Source organism: Streptomyces sp. CT34 (assembly GCF_000805335.1).
Classification (GTDB): domain Bacteria; phylum Actinomycetota; class Actinomycetes; order Streptomycetales; family Streptomycetaceae; genus Streptomyces.
Window position 1 is genome coordinate 7,382,463 of record NZ_KN708638.1, and the last position, 20,050, is coordinate 7,402,512.

Sequence of the window (20,050 nt, forward strand, 5' to 3'; positions counted from 1 at the left end):
CCGGCCCGGCGGTCCGTGCGCGGTGTGTGCAGCCCCCGCCGCGCATATGCACCGAGGCCGGCGGATGCGCTCGGCGCGATCGCTCCAGGTCGAACGGGTGTATGAATTTTCCGGCTCCCGGGTCCCCGGGGCGCGAGGGGTGCGCCCCTACCCGCCGGGTCCGCGCGCCATGCGGAGGATTCCGTACCCCTTTCGGCGGTGAGGGGGCAGGGCGGCCGGCGAAGGCGCAACCGCGCGCTCTGCCCATGCGAACTCCGGCCGTGGTTGTCTCTTACTCGGCAAATTCACGACGCCGCGAAGAAACCGAAACGTCAGCCGGAAACCCAGAACTCGCAGAACTCGCGGAATTCTCCGGAATATCCCCGGAATATCCCCGCGAGGGAAATCTCGGTAGGTAAGGAACAAGCGACGGGAGCAGGCACATGGAAATCTCGCAGGTATCGGAATCGCAGGTGCCCGGCAACCGGGCAAGGGAAGCGGGCGAACGCGGTGAACTGCTGCGCGGCCTGGGGGCCCGGGGCGTCACCGCAGCCGCCGTCCTGCTGGCGGCCGGCGTCCTCAACCTGACCGCCGAGGAGCCCGCCGAGGCCGTCAGCGGCTCGCACTGGGACCGCCTGGCCCGGTGCGAGAGCGGCGGGAACTGGCGCATCGAGACCGGCAACGGGTTCTCCGGCGGCCTCCAGTTCACCCACGCGACCTGGCACTCCTACGGCGGCGGGGCCTACGCGGCCCGGGCCTCACGGGCGACCAGGGAGCAGCAGATCCAGGTCGCCGAGCGGGTGCTGGCCCGGCAGGGCTGGGGCGCCTGGCCGGCCTGCTCGGCCTCGCTCGGGCTCGGCGGCCTCGCCCGCAGCGGCGCGCCGCACACCCTGCCGAAGCACGAGAAGGCCCAGCCGCACCGCAGTCGGACGCACCGTTCGCACCCCCAGGAAAATCCCTACCAAAAGGAGCGGCACCGGCTGGCGATCGGATCTGTCGTGGTCAATGACGGCGATACGCTGAGCGGTATCGCGGCCGTCCACGGAAAGCCGTGGCGGGAGCTCTACCGGCAGAACCGCCAGGTGATCGGCGAGGACCCGAACCTCATTTTTCCGGGCATCCGGCTGCACCTCTGAAAATCCGCCACCGGCTGACCGGAACCTGAGTGCATTTGGCTCCGAATATTCGGAAGAATGAATTCAGGGAGCGAACCCCGGGACATTCCGGAATGTGTGCATGGGGGAATGCGGGCCGTCCGTGGCGCCGCGGACGGCCTGCCCGCGCGCTCTCAACTCCGCCGCACCCGCCGCCGGATCTCGTACGCGGCCAGCACCACGGCCAGCGTCAGCAGGCTCAGCCAGAACTGCGCCCGGCTGTCCGGCAGAACGGCCATCGCCCCGATCACCGCCGCCATCAGCCCGACGGTCACCCAGCTCAGCCACGGGAACAGCCACATCTTCAGGGTCAGCCGCTCCGGTGCCGCGCGCTCCAGCCGGCGCCGCATCCGGACCTGTGCCACGGCGATCGCCAGATACACGAACAGGGCAATGGCGCCATAGGAGTTGATGAGGAACCGAAAGACGACATCGGGCGAGATCCAGGCGGCGATCACCGACAGATAGCCGACCGAGGTCCCGGCCAGCAGCGCCCGGCGCGGTACCCCGCTCGCACTCAGCCTGGTGAATCCGCGCGGCGCGTCCCCGTTGCGGGTCAGCGCGAACAGCATCCGGGAGGAGGTGTAGAGCGCGGAATTCAGGCAGGAGAGGACCGCGATCAGCACGATCGCGTTCATCACCGTACCGGCCGCGGGCACCGCCAGCCGCTCCAGCACCGCCGCGTACGGACTGACCTCGACCGCCCGCGACGTCCAGGGCACCACCGCGACCACCACGAAGACCGACAGCACGTAGAACGCCACCACGCGCAGCACGATCGAGCGGATCGCCCGCGCCACCGCCCGCTCCGGCTCCATCGACTCGGCCGCCGCGATGGTCACGATCTCCGCCCCGGTGAAGAAGCCGACGCACGGCACGACGGCGGCCAGCACCGCCCCGACGCCGTGCGGCGCGAAGCCGCCGTGCGCGGTCAGCTGCGCCGGCCCGCCGCCGTGGGCCCCCGGCCACAGCCCCAGCAGGTACAGCGCCCCCAGGAAGAGGAACACCACGATCGCCACGACCTTGACCGACGAGAACCAGTACTCGAACTCGCCGTAGGAGCGCGCCGACACCATGTTCGTCGCGGTCAGCAGTGCCATCAGCACCAGGCTGACCGCCCACAACGGGGCGCCGGGAAGCCAGAGTCGGACGATCCGGCCGCCCGCCACCGCCTCGACGGCGACCACGATGACGAAGAAGTACCAGTACAGCCAGCCGACGGCGAATCCCGCGCGCGGACCCAGGGTCTCCCGCACATGCACGTAGAACGACCCCTGCGCCGGCCGGGCGACGGTCATCTCGGCCAGCATCCGCATGATCAGTACGGTGAGCGTGCCGGCGGCCAGGAAGGACAGCACGGCGGCCGGCCCGGCGGACCGCACGACCACACCGCTGCCGACGAACAGCCCGGCCCCGATGACCCCGCCCAGCGCGATCAGCCGCATATGGCGGCGCTGCAGGCCCTGCCGGAGCCCCGGCCCCGCCGGTGGTGCCGGTGTGCCCGCCGCCGTTCCGGCGCCCTGTGCCGTTTCCGTGCTCATGAAGGGCGACGCTAACCCGCCCATCCTGCGGGGCTGTTGCCGCAGTGTTTCGGCCGCGCCGGCTCAGCCGGCCGGGCCCGGAGCCGCTGCGGCCCTCAGAGCGGCAGTACGCACACCGGCACCGGGGCCGCGAACGGCGGGCCCGCGGCGGCCAGCGCCCCGGTCCGGGTGTCCACCGAGAACACCGTCACCGACCCCGACTTCTGGTTCGCCGCGAACAGCCACCGTTCGTCCGGCGAGAACGCGATCTGCCGCGGGAAGTCCCCGCCCACCGGCACCGTGTCCAGCAGTCGCAGCCGGGCCCCGCCCGCCTCCACCGCGTAACGGGTGAGGCTGTTGTGGCCGCGGTTGGCGAGAAAGGCGAACCGGCCGTTGCCGGTCACCAGGATCTGTGCCGGATAGCTGACGCCCGCACCGGTCCCGGTGGACTGCGGCGCCCCGGGCACCAGCCGCCCGTCGCGCCGGTCGTAGCCGCAGACCACCACGGTGTTGTCCACCTCGTTGGCCAGATAGGCCCACGCACCGGAGGGGTGGAAGGTCAGATGCCGGGGCCCGGCGCCCGGCCGCAGCGCCGCCCGCGACACCGGCGCCAGCGTCCCGGCCCGCTCGTCCAGCCGGTAGGTGTAGACGGTGTCGTTCCCCAGGTCGACGGCGAGCACATGGCGGCCGTCCGGAGCGGTGATGATCTGGTGCGCGTGCGGCCCGGTCTGCCCGGGACCGGGCGGCGGGCTTGTGTGGACCACCAGATCCGTCCGCTCGCCCAGCGCGCCGCTCCACCCGTTGATCGGATGGACCGCCACGCTTCCGGACAGGTAGTTGGCGCTGAGCAGCCAGCGCCCGCGGGGATGCACCGACAGATGGCACGGCCCGGCCCCGCCGGTCGACCGGCCGCCCAGCACCACGGGCGGGCCGCCCGCGCCCCAGGGCAGCGCGATCGCGGTCACCGCGCCGGCCTGCTGCTCGTCGACGGCGTAGAGCGTCCGGCCGGACGGCGCCAGCGCCAGATACGACGGGTCGGCGACCCCCGGGACGACACCGGTGGCGGTGAGCGCACCGGTGGCCGGGTCGTAGCGGCCCAGCCCGACGCCGGTGCCGCCGCCCGGGGTGGAGGTGTACCTCCCCAGGAACAGCGGCCGGCCGCGCCGTGGCGTCCGCGCGGCGGCGGGGTCCCCGGCCGCCAGGACCGCCGCCCTGGCCAGGCCCGCCGTGACCGTTGTCACAAACCGCCGCCGGCCGAATCCGCCGCGCGCCGTTGCCGCCGCCTCGCCCATGCCACACCTCCGGTGCCGGAGTTGCCAGGGTGGCCCGCGCCCCATACCCCCGCAAGGGGGCGGCACTTGACGCCCCATCGGCACATCGAACCCCGACGGCCCCGTACATCCCGATGATGACCGGCACCCCCACCCGTAGCACTCCAGTCGTACCTCACAACCCGTACGCGGACGGATTCGCCGGCCCCCTGCCACCTCGTAGTTTCGTGGTCAAGGCAAACAGATGATCGAGAGGCCAGGGATTGATGTACGGCAAGGCATTCGCCCCGGAGTACCAGGGCGAACTGGGCTCGGCACTGAGCGTGAACTCCTCGTACGAGGAGGTGCTGGACACCGCGAACCGGGCGCTCGCCGACGCGGACACCGCGCTGGAGCGGGCCCGCGCCCAGCTCGCGGTCGCCGAGGCCAACCGGCGGCTGGGGCGGGTGGACGCGGCCGGCAGCGCCTGGCGGGCGAGCTACCGCAGCGCCCGTGACACCGGTGACCCGGCCGCCATGGCGTGGGCGCTGTGGAGCGGCGGCACCCTGGCCCGCCAGTGCGGCACCCTGCCGCTCGCCCGCCGGCTGCTCGGCCACGCCGTCACGCTGGCCGCCGACAGCGGCGACCGGCTGGCGCACGGCTACTCCCTCGCCGGCCTCGCCGAGACCGGCCGCATCCAGGGCGACTACGCCGCGGTCGCCGAGCTCCACGAGCAGCTGCTCGAACAGGGCCGGGCGCACGGCGAGGCCCGGCACATGGTCTGGGCGATGTCCGGCATCGCCCAGATGCACCGCAACACCGGCGACTACGACAAGGCCCTGGAGCTGTTCGAGGAGTCCGCCCGGATCGCCACCGAGGGTGACGACGCCCGCGGCCGGGCCTGGTCGCTGCGCGGCATAGCCGACGTGCTGTCCGTCCGCGGCGAGCCGGACCGGGCGCTGGCCCTGCTCTCCGAGGCGGAGACCATCTGCCGCACCATGGACCTGGCCAGCGCGCTCGCCTACAACCACAAGATGCGCGGCAACGTCCTCTACCGCGCCGGCCGTTACGCCGCCGCCCGCGACACCTACGCCCTCGCGCTGCGGGAGTTCACCGAGATGCACGAGCCGCGCGGCGAGGCGCTCTCCCGGCTGGGCCTGGCCAAGTCCCGCGCCCGCCTGGGCCGCGACCGCGCCGAAACCCTGGCCGAACTCGACCTGCTGGAACGGGACTTCGACCGCATCGGGCTGCGCCACGCGCGCGAGATGGTCATCGCCTTCCGAACAGAGCTGACCGCGACACCGGCGGCAGGAACTCCCGCTCCGCACTCCGGTGCCACCACGCACCGGTCTCCCGCAGTTCCCGCCAGGTCGTGAAGCGGTAGCGGAAGACCCGGGCCCGCACCCGCGCCGGCGGCAGATCCGGGAACGGATTGCGGCGCAGCAGCCGCAGGGTGTCCCGGTCGTTCTCCAGCAGCCGCGCCACGAACGGCAGGAACCACGACCGCGCATAGGCCGGCGACAGCGCCGCGAACCACATCAGCCAGTCCAGCCGCAGGTGATACGGGGCGAACTGGCGGGGCAGACGGGACGGATCACCGGGCTTGCCGTGGAACTCGTACGCCTTCCAGACCGTGTCCGGCCCGCTGACCGCGTCCTCCGTGCCCTCGACGACGATCTCCCGGCGCACCCGGGTGATGCTGCCGAACGCGCCGTAGGAATTGACCAGATGCAGCGGCTCGAACGAGGTGTTCATCAGCTGCCCCCTGGAGACCAGGTTGCGCGCCGGACGGTAGCTGAGCCCGATGACGCCCGCCGTGGCGGCGATGACCAGCACCTCGAACCACACCGGCGGGGCACCCGGCGACGAGGGCGGACCGGCCCACAGCGGGGCGGCGGCCGACAGGGCGAGCGCGATGGTGATCCAGTTCAGCCAGGAGAAGTTGCCGGACAGCACCAGCCACAGCTGGGTGGCGGCCATCCCGAGGGCCGCCCACCCGGCCACCGGCTGCGGGGTGAACAGCAGGACCGGAAGCACCAGTTGGGCGACGTGGTTGGCGCCCGTCTCCACCCGGTGCAGCGGCTTCGGCAGCCGGTGGAAGAACCAGCTCAGCGGCCCCGGCATCGGCTGGGTCTCATGGTGGTAGTCCAGGCACGTCAGATCGCGCCAGCAGCGGTCACCGCGCATCTTGATCAGCCCGGCCCCGAACTCCACCCGGAACAGCAGCCAGCGCAGCAGCCACATGACCAGCACCGGGGGAGCGGTATCGGCATTGCCGAGGAAGACCCCCAGCGCTCCCGCCTCCAGCAGCAGCGTCTCCCAGCCGAAGCCGTACCAGGTCTGCCCCACATTGACGACGGACAGATACATCACCCACAGCACCGCCCACATGGCCATCGCCGCCCCCAGCGGCACCGCGTCCGCCGCGCCCGCCGCCACCCCCGCCGCGAGCACCGCGCCGCCCCAGGCCCAGGCCGCGAAGAACCGGTCCGAGTAGTGCAGCTGGAATACCGACGGCGAGAGCCGGAACGGCACCTGCGCCACGAAGTCGGGGATCGGCAGCATCCCGCGCGCCCCCAGCAGCGCCCGGAACTGCCGGGCCGCCGCGACGAACGCCACGCAGTAGAGCGCCGCCAGCATCCGCTGGAAGACCAGCCGCCCGAGCCAGGAACCAGGATCCGAGAACCATTCCACGCGCACATGGGTAGCACTGCCGCCACCCGCGCAGGACGCGGCGCGCGGGAGGGCGGCCCCCGCTGAGCGCGCCATCTTCCCAGCCTACGGAAGCGGGCGAACCCGGCAACCCGGCCGTTCCGGCAGGTCCGCGGGCTGCCAATCGGGTGAGTGACGCACCGTATGCCTCGCCCCGGGGCCCTTGTCGCACACGGGGCCGGTTTTTTCCGGTTCCCGTGACATGCGTGTAACGCCGGGAAAAAGTCGAGCGGCGCACGAGGGGCGTCGATATTCTGGAGGGCGACGGACGCCCTTCTGGGAGACGCCAACACCATTGGCCCGTCGCGGGAACGCCACGAACCCTGGCCGACCTCCCGGTCTGTGAACAAGGCGCCACCGCGTCGGAACCAATACCTCGATGAAGGAGTGCGTGGTGGCTTTGCACAAGGCTCAGAACAAGCAGCCCCGATCGAAGCAGGGCGAGCGCCCCGGCCGCATCAAGGAGGTCCGCAACCTTGAGGCCTGGGATCGCTGCGCCCCGGTGCGTCTCGCCGGCTGCGAGGAGGATCCCGTCGAACCGCACATCTTCCGCGGTATCGACTGACCGCGGTCCGCGGCGCTCGCCGGCCCGATCGCCGGTGAGCGCCCGGCTCCCGGTGAGCGCCCGGCGGTCGCGCTCCGCCGGCCCCGGCCCCGGCCCCGCTCCGGGTCAGGGCTGACGCCCGAGCAGACACAGCAGCCGGGTCAGGTCGTCCGCGCCCTCCGGCGGCTCCACCGGGGCGGCGAACAGCCCGGAACCCTCCAGCGCCTCGGCGTACGGTTCCACTTCGCGCAGCGCCGCCTTCGCCAGATGGTCCGGCAGCCGCTCGTCGGCGCCGATCGCGCGGGAGAGGTCCCAGGTGTGCACCACGGCGTCGGCGGTCATCTGCGAGCAGTACGCGTCGGCCGGTGCCGTGCCGTACGAGAGGTGGACCGAGCGGTGCAGCGCGCCCGGCTCGGCGAACGCCGCCATGGCGGCCGTCGACGCCCGGTCCCAGACCCCGACCGGATCCTCGCCGAGCTGGTCACCGTCGAAATCCGGCCCCACCTCGGCGATGGTGGCCCCGTCCCGCACCAGGCGCGGCACCCACAGCTGCTCGGCGGTGAGGTGGTTCACCAGATCGAACACCGACCACTCCGTGCACGGCGTGGGCGCCTCCCACTGATCCTCCTGGACGGCATGGACCCGGGACCCGAAGAGCTTCAGCGCCTCGCCGTGGGTGCGCAGGACCTCGTTGTAGTTCATGGTCCTTGAGGATAGGAGCGGCCACGGGGGGCTGCGCGTCGGTGGAGCGGAGGGGGTGGTGGGCGGGGGCGCCTTGTGTCGGTGGTGGGTGGCGGGGTCGGTCCTCCGGGGGTGGGTTTCCGGACTGCTTCGCTTTACGTCCGGAAACCCACCCCCTCCGGCCCGCCCCCTCCCGCCGGCGATGCGCGCCCCCGCCCGGAGGGGGATGAGGACTTCCGGGCCGTCGTGGTGCCCCTGTGGCCAGAAGCGCGGGTCGGGCGTGAGCAACCCGGGGCCTGTCTTGTCCTGATCCCCCCCAGGGGTGGGGACCCGGAACTCCGGCGGGAGGGTGTGGGGCCGGAGGGGTGGGTGTTCGGGCTTTGCTTCCGAAGGCTCGAATAAGAGCAAAGGCGAAGCGAAGCGGAGCGTAAAGCGAAGCAGTCCGAACACCCACCCCGGAGGCCCCGCACCCGGCACCCACCACCAACCCGGGGTCGGGGCCCACCCCGAACACCGGTCCCCCCCCACGGCGGGGAACGGATGGCGCCCTGCGCACTGGTGGGCCGCCCCGAGTTGGCTGTTCAATGGGCCGGACCGGTGAGCGTGCCGGTCCTGGCAGCACTCGATGGAGGCACCATGGAAGCCGCCGCCCGCTCCGCCGCCGGCGCCCCGGCCATCCGTTCCGCGGGACATGAACGCGGCTATCCGGAATTCCTCGACCGTGCCGGACGGATAGCAACCGGTCTGCGCGCGGCGGGAGTTGCTCCGGGCGACCGGATCGCCGTGGTGCTGCGCAACGAGCCCGCGTACCTGGAGATCACGGCCGCCGCCGCCCAGCTCGGCGCCTCCGCGGTCCCCGTCAACTGGCACTTCAGGCAGGACGACCTCCGGCATGTGCTCACCGACAGCGGAAGCAAGGTGGTCTTCGTCCACACCGATCTGCTGCCGGCGGTGACCGCCGTGCTCCCCGACGGCGTACGGATCATCGAGGCCGCCGTGCCGCCCGGTGTCGCGACCGCCTGCGGGATCGCCGTCCCGGCCGCGACCGGCCGGCACCCGCTCCTGGACGACTGGCTGATGGCGTATCAGCCACTGTCGCGGCCCGCCGAGGAGAGGCCGCCCACCGTCATCTACAGCTCCGGAACGACCGGCCGCCCCAAGGGAGTTCTCCGCGAACCGGTGGGCCCGGAACGGCTCGCCGCGGCGGTGGAGTCCTTCCTGGAGTACTTCGCCGTCGCGCCCGGCGGCCGTACGCTGATCCCCGCCCCGCTCTACCACGCGTCCCCCAGCCAGCACGCGGTGCTCGCGCTCGCCGCGGGGCTGGACATCACGCTGATGCCGCGCTTCGACGCCGAGGAGTTCCTGCGGCTGGTCGAACGGCACCGCATCCAGCAGGTGCAGATGGTGCCCACCATGTTCGTCCGGCTGCTGCGGCTGCCCAAGGACGTCCGCGAGCGTTACGACGTGTCCTCGCTCACCTCCGTCGTGCACGCCGCCGCGCCCTGCCCGCCGCACGTCAAACACGCCGTGATCGACTGGCTCGGGCCGGTGCTGCGGGAGTACTACGGAGGCAGCGAGACCGGCGCGGTGACCTGGTGCGACAGCGCCGAGTGGCTGGCCCACCCGGGCACCGTCGGCCGTGCCGAGGGCACCTGCGGGGTGGTCGTCCTCGATCCCGCCGGGAAGCCGCTGCCGACCGGCTCCACCGGCGAGATCTACCTCAAACCCTCGGACGACTGGCCCCGGTTCACCTACCTCGGCGACCCGGACAAGCGCGCCACGATGGAGGCGCCGGGCCTCCCCGGATACGTCACCATCGGAGACATCGGGCATCTCGACGGGGACGGCTACCTCTATCTCAGCGACCGGCGCAACGACATGGTGATCTCCGGCGGCGTCAACATCTATCCGGCGGAGATCGAGGGATGTCTGCTGTCGCTGGAGGGGGTGCGGGACGTGGCGGTGTTCGGCATACCCGACGAGGAGTTCGGCGAGGTGCTGGCCGCCCATCTGGAGACCGAGCCCGGCGTGTTGCTCAGCGCCGCGGCGGTCCGCGCCCATGTCGCGGAGCGGCTCGCCGGGTACAAGGTGCCCAGGGCCGTGGTGTTCGAGGAGCTACTGCCGCGGGACGAGTCCGGGAAACTCTTCAAGCGGCAGCTGCGGGAGCCCTATTGGGACGGACGCGGCGGTCTGATCTGAGCGTGCGGTGGCCGTCGCCCGCCGCTCAGCGAGCCATCGCGTCCAGTACCGGTATCAACTGCTCCTCCTCGTAGGCGAGATGGGCTTCCAGGGCGTCCGTCAGCCGGTCGACCTCGGCGAGCAGTCGGCCGGGCTCGGCGCCGTCGCCCGATATCACCTGCTGGAGTTCGTCGAGGAGTGCCGCGATCTTCCGGTGCTCCTCGTCCAGGCGGTCGAGGGCCGGGGCGAGTTCGGGCCACCGGTCGCGGAGGAGCGGGAACATCGCGCGGTCCTCGCCGGCGTGGTGGTTGTGCAGTCCCTGGCAGATCGTCAGGCAGTTGACGCGCAGCTGGGCGGCGAGCGCCGGGCCCGCATCGGCCACCTCCTTGCGGATCAGGGCGAGTTCCCGGCGGAAGGCGTCGTGCAGGATCGTGATGGTCTCGCCGGGTGTCGCCCCGGCGAAGTTCGGCGGCCCCGTCTCGACCGAGGTCAGCGCGACCACGGGGAGGACGCGGGTGGTGTTGTCCTGGTACGCGGCCCACCCGGGGTCGGCCTCGGCGGCGCGGGCGAAGACCCGGTCGCGTTCCTCGCCTTCCAGGACGACGGCCTCGGCCTCGTACGTGAAGACACCGTTCTCGACCGTGACACGGGGGTGGGCGACCAGGTTGAGGAACCAGTCGGGGTGGTGCGGTGCGCCGCCGGCCGAGGCGATCACGAGGATGCGCTCCGCGCCGTCGGGGAGGTAGGCCACCGGGGTGGTGTGCCGGGCGCCGGAGCGGGCTCCGGTGGTGGTCAGCAGGATCAGCCGGCCGCCCTCGAAGGGGCCGCCGACCCGCCCGTGGTGGGCGCGGAACTCGTCGATGACCTGCTGATTGAAGGGGTTGGGCATAAGGGTGTTGGTCTCCAGGTGGAAATGCCTTTTGGGCAGGGTGTATTGGTGCACGGCAGGGGGGAATTGACCACGCGGCAGCGCGCTGCGAACGGCGGCGCGGGGCTGTGCCCGTGGTGGAGGAAGAAAGACGCGCGCGATACGCGCGGAATGCAGAGGCGAGGGGAAGGGGGGCGGGTCTCTCACCCGCCGCACGGTCACGAAGTGACCGGGTGCCTCACTCGCTCGTGGCCCATGGCCGACCCGGTAGTCACGGTGACAAAGGTAAGGGGCGAATTCCGTAAAGGCAATGACGGGCCTGGATTCCCCTTCCGCCGACGGGAGTTGACTGCCACCATGTCCTCGCCGTTCATCATGTGGCAGAACGCTGTTCGTGTACATGAATGCATGAGTCCCGGAGGGATGTCTTCATGGAACGTCGGCAATTCCTCACCACCGGCGCGGCACTCACGGCCGGCACCGCACTTCCCGCACGCCCGGCCGCCGCCGCGACCGGCCGGCTGCCCGACCACCGGCCGCCGGCCCGCGCCTCGACCGTCGCCGTACTGCGCCGGGTCGCCGACCACTGGATCGGCGCGCACCCCGACCCCGGTGACAACCGGTGGGCCCGCGCCACCTTCTTCAGCGGGCTGATGGCGCTGCACCGCCTCACCCGCGAGCCCCGCTACCTCGCCCATGCGCGCGGCTGGGCCGAGAAGCACGGGTACGGCCTGCACAACGGCGTCGCCACCCGGCATGCCGACGACCACTGCGCGGGCCAGGTCTACCTCGACCTGTACGCCCTGGGCCCCGCCCCCGACCAGGCGAAGATCGCCGCCATCGAGGAGTCGGTACGGCGGATGGTGGAGACCTCGGCGCAGCGGCACGACGACTGGTGGTGGGACGACGCGCTGCACATGGCGATGCCGCCGTTCGCCCGGCTCGGCGCGCTGCGCGACGACCGCTCCTACTGGGACGCGATGCACGCCCTCTACACCCACACCAAGAGCGCCGAGGGCGGGCCCGGCCTCCACGACCGCGCCACCGGCCTGTGGTACCGCGACAAGCGGTTCCTGCCGGGCGGGATCGCGTCCCCGGACGGCAAGCCGGTGCTGTGGTCGCGCGGGAACGGCTGGGTGGCGGGCGCGTACGCCAAGGTGCTCGCGGTGCTGCCGGACACCTTCGCGCCGGTGGCCGGGTACCGCCGGGCGTTCGCCGGCCAACTGGCCGCGCTGCGGAGCGTGCAGAGACCGGACGGGTTCTGGAATGTGAACCTGGCCGACCCCGGGCAGCTGCCCGGACCGGAGACCAGCGGTACCGCCCTCTTCACGTTCGCGATGGCGTACGCGGTCCGCACCGGCGTCGTCCCGTCCGGCCTTTACCGGTCCGTGGCGGCCCGCGCGTGGAATGCGATGGTGACCACCGCGGTCCATCCCGACGGTTTTCTGGGATATGTCCAAAGCACCGGTGACCGGCCGGAGTCGGGCCAGCCGGTCACCTATGACTCCACCGCCGATTTCGGCGTCGGGGGCTTTCTGCTGGCGGGCACGGAAATGGCCGCGCTGGGCGGCTGACCCATGGGACGGGACCTACCACCCGGCCGGCGCGCGCCACCTGCCGTACCGCGTCGCCGATCGCCGGGCCGGAGCCCGAGCACTTCAGCAGCACGGTGGGCTCGCACTCGCTCGCGGATGGCGGCTGCCGGGCGACGTCCAGGACCGCGTCGGCACCCAACTCCGCGGCCGGCGCGAGCCGGTGCGGATCGACGTCGCCGACCGCCACCTCGCTCGGGGCCGGGGCCGGGGCCGGGGCCGGAGCGGGGGCCAGGGACGGGGCCGAGTCGGTGCGGATGCTGCCCGGTTCTCGGCTCGTTCCGTCAACGGGCGGGCGGGACCGGGACTTCGTTCTCGACGGCAGGGGCTGCGAGGGCGGACCGGAGGCGCTGGTCCAGGACTTCGGCATCGAGAGGTGTGAGCGCCGCGCCCGCTACCGGTGGGTCGGCTCAGCTCTGCCACAGCCGGGCGAGGACGTCGTTCACCGCCTCGGCCTGATCCCGGTGCGGGGCGTGGCCGGCGCCCGGTACCCGCACGTGGCGCGCGCCGATCATCTCCGCCAGGTACTCGCCGCAGGCGGCCAGCGCATCGCCGATGAACGCGCGGTACCGCGGGTGCGCGGTCTCCCAGGTCCCGTTGACGACGGTCTTCGGCATCTGGGCCCCGGCCAGCGGGCCGAGCGGGATCCGGGCGTCCCACGAGGGCCGTTCGCGCATCGCCGACCGGGCCGCGCGCAGCCGGTGTGGCGTGGTCTCGGGCATCGGCATCCCGTACGGCACGGTGGACTGCCTGAGGAACTCCTCCGGACTCGGCTCCACCGCCCCGGCGCCGCCCTCGACGGCGGCGCGGAGCCGTTCCAGCGCCGCCGCCACGACGGGGGGCCCGGCCGCGGTGCGCAGCGGCGAGGGCTCGATGAGGGTGAGCGACTGCACCGCCTCCGGCCGGGCCGAGGCGGCCAGCATCGCGGCCACCGCGCCATACGAGTGGCCGACCAAGTGGGCACCGGTGCCGAGGAGTTGGGCGAGATCCTCGGCGTCCACCGCATAGTCGCCGCGGTCGGTGTCCGGGCTGTCGCCGAAGCCGCGCCGGTCCACCAGCTCCAGGCGGAACATCTCGGCCAGCGGGCGCTGCCCGGCGAAGCAATCGGTGCCCCAGCTCAGGGTGCCGTGCACCAGCAGTGCCCGCGGCGCGCCGGGCGTCGCCTTGTCCCACACCGTCACATGCAGTGGTTCACGGTTCATGCTTCCGCACCCTATGGGCGGACGGCTCCGGCTGGCGGGCCGCCGCGCCCCGGGAAGGTCACAGTCCGGCCAGCTCCGCCAGCACCCGCACCTCGGTCAACTCCGTTTCCCCGCCCGCCACATCGCCATGGTCGGCGCTCCACAGCGCGCTCTCCGCCCCGCGCGCCACCGACCAGGCGAGCAGCCGCGCCGGATCCTCCCCGAGCACCTCGCCGACCAGCGCGTACCGGTCGCGCAGCACCGGCCGGGGGTCGGGGTGCTCGAAGGGGTCGTCGATCTGGAGAAGCAGCGGCGTGGGGTCGTACGCCGGGTCGCCGACCATCGGCTTGGGGTCGATGGCCAGCCAGGGAAGGCGGGTTGCGGCCAGTACGTTGCCCGGGTTGGCGTCACCGTGCACCACGACCTCGCGGGCGGCGCCGGCCGGCAGCGTGCGCAGCAGCTCGGCGCCGAGCGCGACCAACCCCGGGTCGTAGCCCGGCCGCAGTCGCCGCATCCGCTCCTGGAGCAGCTCCGCCCACTCGGCGCACACCGCATCCATCCGCTCCAGGGGCTCCAACCGGCCTTCATCCGGCAGGATTTGGGACCATATGTCATGCAGGACGCGGGCACCGGCGGCGAGTTGCCCGTCGGGTGGCAGCGGGGCGTCGCCGAGCGGGGTGCCCGGGGTGCAGCGCTCGATCAGCAGCGCGCCCCGCTCGCGGTCCCAGCGGTGCAGCCGCACCGCGCCCCGGCCGCCCCACGCGTGCAGTGCCGGCGCCTCGCCCGCGGCCTCGCGGTGCGGCCAGGTCACCTTGAGGACCGCCGGTACGCCGTCGGGCCCCTCCGCGGGCGCCACCCACGAGCAACTGCCGCCGTGCACCGGCGCGCCGAGCCGAAGCTCCCAGCGCTCCTCGATGTCCCGGACGATCCCCGGCAGCCGGTCGAGCCAGGCCCGCCCCGACGCGGTGCGCCCCATCTCGGTCAGCACCGGCAGCCCGGCGGGAAAGCGGTCGTGATCCTGTGAGGTGTGCGGCATCGGAGCAGCCTAACGGGGCCGGCGGCCGGCCCCCGGACCGTGCGCCGGCCGCCGGACCATGCGCCGGCCGCACGGCGGGCCGCTGCCCCGGCCGGGCCTCCGCGGCCGTACGAGGGATAGCGCCGGACACCACGGCTCGCGGTGAAATTCCCGCGCGAAGTGGCTGGTATCTGTCGGACATGAGCGCGTTCACACGGTGTGCGGCGGCCGTCCTGCTCACCGCGCTGGCCGTCGGCTGCGGCAGTCGGGCCGATGCCCCGCCGGGCACCCTGCGGCACGGCCCGGCGTACCACGCCGCCCGGCCGTCCGCCGCCGGGGCGCAGCACCGGCGCGCGGGTGCCCGGACCGCCGCAGCCGCTCCCGCCCGGCCGTTCACCCTGGTCGCCTCCGGTGACGTCATCCCCGCCCACCCCGAGGCGCTGGGCACCGCGCAGGACGACGCCCCGGTGCAAGGCGGCTACGACTTCCGGCCGATGCTCCGGGCTGTGCGGCCGGTCATCCACGGCGCCGGTCTGGCGCTGTGCCATCTGGCGTCGCCGCTGGGCACGTTGGACGGCCCCTTCACCGGCTATCCGAAGCTCCAGGCCCCGCCGCAGGTCGCCACCGCGCTGAAGGCGACCGGCTTCGACTCCTGCGCCACCGCCTCCAACCACGTCCTGGACCAGGGCGTGGCGGGGGTGCGGCACACCCTCGACGTGCTGGACACGGTCGGGCTGCGGCACACCGGCTCGGCCCGCGGCGCCGCCGAGGCCGCCCGCCCGGCCCTGCTCCGCGCCCCGGGCGGGGCGCGGGTGGCGCAGCTCTCGTACACCTACGGCACCGACGGCGCGGAGCGCCCCTTCGATGTGCCCTGGGCCGCCAACCTGCTCGACCCGCGGAAGGTCGTCGCCGACGCCCGGGCGGCCCGCCGGGCGGGCGCCGACATCGTGGTCGTCAGCGCCCACTGGGGTACCGAACACCGGACCGCGCCGGACGGGCAGCAGCTCCGGCTCGCCCGCGCCCTGACCGCGGCCCGCACCGACGGCCGCCCCGACATCGACCTGATCATCGGCAGCCATACGCACACCCCGCAGCCGTACGAGAAGGTCGACGGGACCGGAACGGACCGTACACGGGACGGCCGGCGGACAGCGGCCGAGGCGCACGGCAGCGGTACGTGGGTCGCCTTCGGGCTGGGCGACCTCATCGGAGGAAGCACACACGACGAGCGCGGAAACATGAGCACCGCCGCTCGGTTCACCTTCACACCCCCGGCCACGACCGGCGGTCGCTGGGAGATCACCAAGGCCGAATTCGTCCCGCTGTGGTGGGACGCCAGGGCGGGCCGGGTGATCAACGTGAACCAGGCGATCAAGACCGGCCGGCGGGACCTCGAACCCATTGGCCGCACCATCCGGAGCATCGTGCTGAGCCGGGGCGCACAGCAGGACGGACTGGTCATGGGCAGGTGACGCGCGGTCGGCGGGTTCGTCCGGCCGGGCCGGGGCGCGGCGGCCGGCGGGCCGCGGAGGGGCAGGTGAGGCGGCGTCCGCGCTACCGGCCGGGCCGGTCCTCGGGTACGGTCCGCGGCACCGGTGTGAAACCCTGGTGAAGGAGTACGGACCCCGTCGAAGGTCCACGTCGGCACGACCGGGAAGGACTGGAGGGCAGTGAGCGAGAGTGCGGCCGTCCGGCCCCGTAACCCGCGCGGACAGGGCGAGCGCCTGCGGGAGGAGCTGCTGCGGGCGACCGAGCGCCTTCTGGAGCAGGTCGGCAGCGAGGACGCGCTGTCGCTGCGCGCGGTCGCCCGGGAGGCCGGCGTCGCCGCGCCCAGCATCTACCGACACTTCGCCGACAAGACCGAGCTGGTCTGGGCGACGCTGGAGGTCAATTACGAGCGGCTGGCGCGCGCCATGTCCGATGCCGCCGCGAAGGCGGACCCGGACGACCCGGTGGACCGACTGCGCGCCCAGCTGCGCGCGTACTGCCGCTATGCCATCGCGCACCCAGCCAACTACCGGCTGCTCTACGAGACCCGGCAGACCCCGGTCGGCCCGGAGCGGCTCGCCGGCCACCCGGCGGGGCTGCTGGTGCGCAGCTGGCACAGCGCGCTGACCGCCTGCGAGGAGGCGGGCTGGCAGGTGCGCGGGTCGCGCGCCGAGGCGCCGTATCTGCTCTGGTCCGCGGTGCACGGCCGGGTGATGATCTGGCAGGTCATGCCGAGCCGCAAGGACACCAGCCGGCTGGACCGGTTCGTGGACGAGATCCTCCAACTGCTGCTGGAGCACTGACCCCCGGGTTCCGCCTCCCTCTCCTTTCCCTCCCTCTTCCTCTTCCCTCCCTCTCCGCCCCTGGTCCCTCGCCGGCCGGGGGCGTTCGCGTACGCCCGCCTCCTCCGGGTCCCCATGACTGTTCGCCACCCCCGGCACACTTACTTGCTCAATACATGTGTAAGTTTACGCTTGTTAGGCGAACGATCGACTCATGGCGCACGTCCCTCCCGGTGTGCGCGCGAGGAGCGAGATGACCGAGATGACCGACACCATCGACACCGCACGTCCCCCCGCCCCGGCACCGCTGCCCGTGGAGCCGCCCAAGGGCTGTCCGTTCGACCCGCCGGCCGAGTTCGGCGCCCTGCGCGCCGAGGAGCCGATCTCCAGGATCTCGCTCCCCGACGGCAGTTGGGCCTGGCTGGCCACCCGCTACGCGGACATCCGGGCGATCCTCGGCGACACCCGCTTCAGCTCCGACACCACCCTGCACGGCTATCCGCTCAGCGGGATGACCGGTGGCGCCAGCACCCGCAACCGCGGCTTCATCCGCATGGACCCGCCCGAGCACACCCGGCTGCGGCGGATGGTCACCCGCGAGTTCATGGTCAAGCGCGTCGAGGCGCTGCGCCCGGAGATCCAGCGGATCACTGACGAGCTGTGCGACGTGCTGGAGCGGACCGAGGGGCGCACCGCCGACCTCGTCGAGGCGCTGGCGCTGCCGGTGCCGTCGCTCGTCATCAGCCTGCTGCTGGGCGTCCCGTACGACGACCACGAGATCTTCCAGCGGCTCACCGGCACCCTGCTGTCGCGGACCGTCACCGACACCGAGCGCGAGGCCGCGCGGGTCGAACTCCGCGACTACCTCGACCGGTTGGTCACCGCCAAGGAGGCGGACCCGGGCGACGACATCCTCGGCCGGCTGATCACCGAACAGCAGCGGACCGGCGAGATCAGCCACGACGAGGTCGCCGCCTTCGCCGCCCTGCTGCTGGTCGCCGGGCACGAGACCACCGCCAACATGATCGGGCTCAGCGCGCTGACCCTGATGCGGGACCCGGAGGCCGCCGAGCAGCTGCGCCGGGACCCCGCGCTGATCCGCGGCGCCGTCGAAGAGCTGCTGCGCTTCCACAGCATCATCCGCAACGGCCCGCGCCGGGTCGCCACCGTCGACGTCGAGATCGGCGGGCGCCTCATCCGGGCCGGCGAGGGCGTCGTGGCGGCGGTGCCGTCCGGCAACCGCGACGAGAGCGTCTTCGCCGACGCCGACCGCCTCGACGTCCGCCGGCCCAACGCCCAGCACCACGTCGCCTTCGGCTACGGCATCCACCAGTGCCTCGGCCAGGCGCTGGCCCGCGTAGAACTCCAGGTCGTCATCGCCACGCTGCTGCGCCGCTTCCCGGCGATGCGGCCCGCGGTGCCGGTCGAGGAGATCCCGTTCCGCACCGACATGGCGATCTACGGATGTCACGCGCTGCCCGTGACCTGGTGAAACGGCACCAGGCACCGCTACCCCGATCCCTGACGACCCCTGACCACCTGACGATCCCTGACCACCTGACGACCCCTACGGAGCCCCTGCCATGAAGATCACTCTTGACGCCGACAAGTGCTGCGCCGCCGGCCAGTGCGTGCTGATCGCCCCCGAGGTCTTCGACCAGCGTGACGAGGACGGCGTGGTCGTGCTCCTCGACGCCGAGCCGGCCGCCGACCAGCACGGCGCGGTCCGCGAGGCCGCCGCCATCTGCCCCGCCGCGGTCATCGAGGTGCACGAGTGAGCGCCCGGCCGATCGCCGTCGTCGGCGCCTCGGCGGCCGGGCTCGCCGCCGCCGAGGCGCTGCGCCGCTCCGGCTGGCGCGGTCCGCTGGTCCTCATCGGCGACGAGGAGCAGCTGCCCTACGACCGGCCGCCGCTGTCCAAGCAGCTGCTGCACGGCAGTTGGGAGCCGGACCGGCTGCTGCTGCGCACCCGGGACCAGCTCGACCCGCTCGGCCTGGACCTCCGGCTCGGCACCCGGGCCACCGGGCTCGACGCGGTCACCCGCACCCTCACTCTCGACGGCGGTGTGGGAGTCCCCCCGCTCGAGCAAGGTCGAGAGTGGGGGAGGCTCGCCTGCGCCGGCGTGATCATCGCGACCGGAGTCGCCGCCCGCACCCTGCCCGGGGCCGACGGCCTGGCCGGAGTGCACACCCTGCGCACCCTGGACGACGCGCTGGCGCTGCGGGCCGGCCTGGCGGAGGCGGCGCGCCGGCTCGTCATCGTCGGCAACGGCGTGTTGGGCTGCGAAGCCGCCGCGGTGGCACGGGAGTTGGGCCACGATGTCACCCTGGTCGGCCGGGATCCGGTCCCCATGGCCGCCGCCGTCGGCACCGAGGTCGGCGAACTGCTCGCCGAGGAGCACCGTGCCCAGGGGGTACGGATGGTGACCGGCGCGGTCGCCGGGTTCGCCGCGGCCGAGGACGGCGCCCCGGCCCGGGTCGGCGGCGTACGGCTGGCCGACGGCAGCCTGCTGCCGGCCGACCTCGTCCTGCTCGCCATCGGCTCCGCGCCCGCCGTCGGCTGGCTCGCCGACCCGGCCCTGGACACCTCCGACGGGCTGCGCTGCGACGCGTACTGCGCCGCGGCGCCCGGGATCTACGCCGCGGGCGACGTGGCCCGCTGGGACCACCCGGTCCACGGCCGGCCGCTGCGCTTCGAGCACCGGATGAACGCCACCGAGCAGGGCATGGCCGCCGCCCGCAACCTGCTCGCCGAACTGGCCGTCGAGGGCGTCCACGACCCCGGCGACACCCCGGCGGAGCGCCGCCCCTTCGCACCGGTGCCGTACTTCTGGTCCGACCAGTACGCCCTCAAGATCCAGGCGTACGGGCTGACCGCCGGCGCCGACCGGGTCGAGACCACCGTCCTGGACCGCGCGGAGCGCCGCACCGTCGCGCTCTACGGACGCGACGGCAACGCCGTCGGCGTGCTCGCGGCCGGCGTCCCGCCGCGCCAGATCCGGGCGCTGCGCGCGGTGGTCGCCACCCCCGTCCCCTGGGACGAGGCCCGCGAGCGGGTCGCGGCGGCCACCGCCGCCGGCTGACCGGGGCGCCCGCCGAGGCGGCCG

17 protein-coding genes are annotated in these 20,050 nt (G+C 73.2%); 10 read left to right on the forward strand and 7 right to left on the reverse strand.

The features are described 5' to 3' along the window. Positions 1-422 precede the first annotated feature (422 nt). Entirely contained in the window at positions 423-1,115 is a 693-nt protein-coding gene (locus tag RZ84_RS42430; protein ID WP_043267961.1) for a LysM peptidoglycan-binding domain-containing protein, read from the forward strand. Between the two features lie 152 nt (positions 1,116-1,267). Here RZ84_RS42430 and RZ84_RS32175 read toward each other — a convergent pair whose 3' ends face one another. Together RZ84_RS32175 and RZ84_RS32180 are read right to left on the reverse strand one after the other, a co-directional pair. Further along, a complete protein-coding gene (locus RZ84_RS32175) occupies positions 1,268-2,674 on the reverse strand; it encodes an amino acid permease (protein ID WP_043267963.1) in 1,407 nt (468 codons plus the stop codon). Between the two features lie 95 nt (positions 2,675-2,769). Then, positions 2,770-3,945 carry a lactonase family protein gene (locus tag RZ84_RS32180; RefSeq protein WP_043267965.1) on the reverse strand — a complete coding sequence of 392 codons (1,176 nt, stop codon included), beginning with the start codon at positions 3,943-3,945 and terminating at the stop codon, positions 2,770-2,772. 245 nt (positions 3,946-4,190) lie between these two features. Here RZ84_RS32180 and RZ84_RS32185 point away from each other — a divergent pair, with 245 nt between their 5' ends. Further along, complete coding sequence (locus RZ84_RS32185; RefSeq protein ID WP_043267967.1) at positions 4,191-5,279, forward strand: tetratricopeptide repeat protein; 1,089 nt, start codon at positions 4,191-4,193, stop codon at positions 5,277-5,279. On the opposite strand, the gene RZ84_RS32190 is transcribed toward RZ84_RS32185, so the two are convergent. Then, positions 5,173-6,597 (reverse strand): lipase maturation factor family protein, encoded by a 1,425-nt coding sequence (locus RZ84_RS32190; protein ID WP_043267969.1) that lies wholly within the window; start codon positions 6,595-6,597, stop codon positions 5,173-5,175. The two genes, RZ84_RS32185 and RZ84_RS32190, sit on opposite strands and share 107 nt — an antisense overlap. 412 nt (positions 6,598-7,009) lie before the next feature. On the opposite strand from RZ84_RS32190, the gene RZ84_RS39370 reads away from it, so the two are divergent. After that, entirely contained in the window at positions 7,010-7,180 is a 171-nt protein-coding gene (locus tag RZ84_RS39370; protein WP_157878972.1) for a hypothetical protein, read from the forward strand. Positions 7,181-7,285: 105 nt separating this feature from the next. Here RZ84_RS39370 and RZ84_RS32195 read toward each other — a convergent pair whose 3' ends face one another. After that, positions 7,286-7,861, reverse strand: a complete 576-nt coding sequence (locus tag RZ84_RS32195) for a TIGR03086 family metal-binding protein (RefSeq protein ID WP_043267971.1) — start codon at positions 7,859-7,861, stop codon at positions 7,286-7,288. A 615-nt stretch (positions 7,862-8,476) separates the two neighbouring features. Between RZ84_RS32195 and RZ84_RS32200 the strand changes: the two genes are divergently transcribed. Further along, positions 8,477-10,039 (forward strand): AMP-binding protein, encoded by a 1,563-nt coding sequence (locus RZ84_RS32200; protein ID WP_043267975.1) that lies wholly within the window; start codon positions 8,477-8,479, stop codon positions 10,037-10,039. A gap of 25 nt (positions 10,040-10,064) precedes the next feature. Here RZ84_RS32200 and RZ84_RS32205 read toward each other — a convergent pair whose 3' ends face one another. Next, positions 10,065-10,907: a nitroreductase/quinone reductase family protein gene (locus RZ84_RS32205; protein WP_043267976.1), complete on the reverse strand. Its 843-nt coding sequence runs from the start codon at positions 10,905-10,907 to the stop codon at positions 10,065-10,067. Between the two features lie 410 nt (positions 10,908-11,317). Between RZ84_RS32205 and RZ84_RS32210 the strand changes: the two genes are divergently transcribed. Continuing rightward, a complete protein-coding gene (locus RZ84_RS32210; RefSeq protein WP_043267978.1) occupies positions 11,318-12,460 on the forward strand; it encodes a glycoside hydrolase family 88 protein in 1,143 nt (380 codons plus the stop codon). A gap of 428 nt (positions 12,461-12,888) precedes the next feature. Here the strand turns inward: RZ84_RS32210 and RZ84_RS32215 are convergent, their stop codons facing one another. Both RZ84_RS32215 and RZ84_RS32220 read right to left on the reverse strand, forming a co-directional pair. Continuing rightward, positions 12,889-13,680, reverse strand: a complete 792-nt coding sequence (locus RZ84_RS32215; protein ID WP_052230314.1) for an alpha/beta fold hydrolase — start codon at positions 13,678-13,680, stop codon at positions 12,889-12,891. A gap of 58 nt (positions 13,681-13,738) precedes the next feature. Then, positions 13,739-14,695 carry an aminoglycoside phosphotransferase family protein gene (locus RZ84_RS32220; protein ID WP_043267980.1) on the reverse strand — a complete coding sequence of 319 codons (957 nt, stop codon included), beginning with the start codon at positions 14,693-14,695 and terminating at the stop codon, positions 13,739-13,741. A gap of 179 nt (positions 14,696-14,874) precedes the next feature. On the opposite strand from RZ84_RS32220, the gene RZ84_RS32225 reads away from it, so the two are divergent. The 5 genes from RZ84_RS32225 (at position 14,875) to RZ84_RS32245 (ending at position 20,026) form a co-directional block, all read left to right on the forward strand. Then, a complete protein-coding gene (locus RZ84_RS32225) occupies positions 14,875-16,146 on the forward strand; it encodes a CapA family protein (protein ID WP_043267982.1) in 1,272 nt (423 codons plus the stop codon). 198 nt (positions 16,147-16,344) lie between these two features. After that, positions 16,345-16,965: a TetR/AcrR family transcriptional regulator gene (locus RZ84_RS32230; protein WP_043267984.1), complete on the forward strand. Its 621-nt coding sequence runs from the start codon at positions 16,345-16,347 to the stop codon at positions 16,963-16,965. A gap of 241 nt (positions 16,966-17,206) precedes the next feature. Next, positions 17,207-18,436 (forward strand): cytochrome P450, encoded by a 1,230-nt coding sequence (locus tag RZ84_RS32235; RefSeq protein ID WP_043271491.1) that lies wholly within the window; start codon positions 17,207-17,209, stop codon positions 18,434-18,436. Between the two features lie 91 nt (positions 18,437-18,527). Beyond that, a complete protein-coding gene (locus tag RZ84_RS32240; RefSeq protein ID WP_043267986.1) occupies positions 18,528-18,722 on the forward strand; it encodes a ferredoxin in 195 nt (64 codons plus the stop codon). Next, complete coding sequence (locus tag RZ84_RS32245) at positions 18,719-20,026, forward strand: NAD(P)/FAD-dependent oxidoreductase (protein WP_043267988.1); 1,308 nt, start codon at positions 18,719-18,721, stop codon at positions 20,024-20,026. The genes RZ84_RS32240 and RZ84_RS32245 overlap by 4 nt, the downstream gene beginning before the upstream one ends. Positions 20,027-20,050 lie beyond the last annotated feature (24 nt).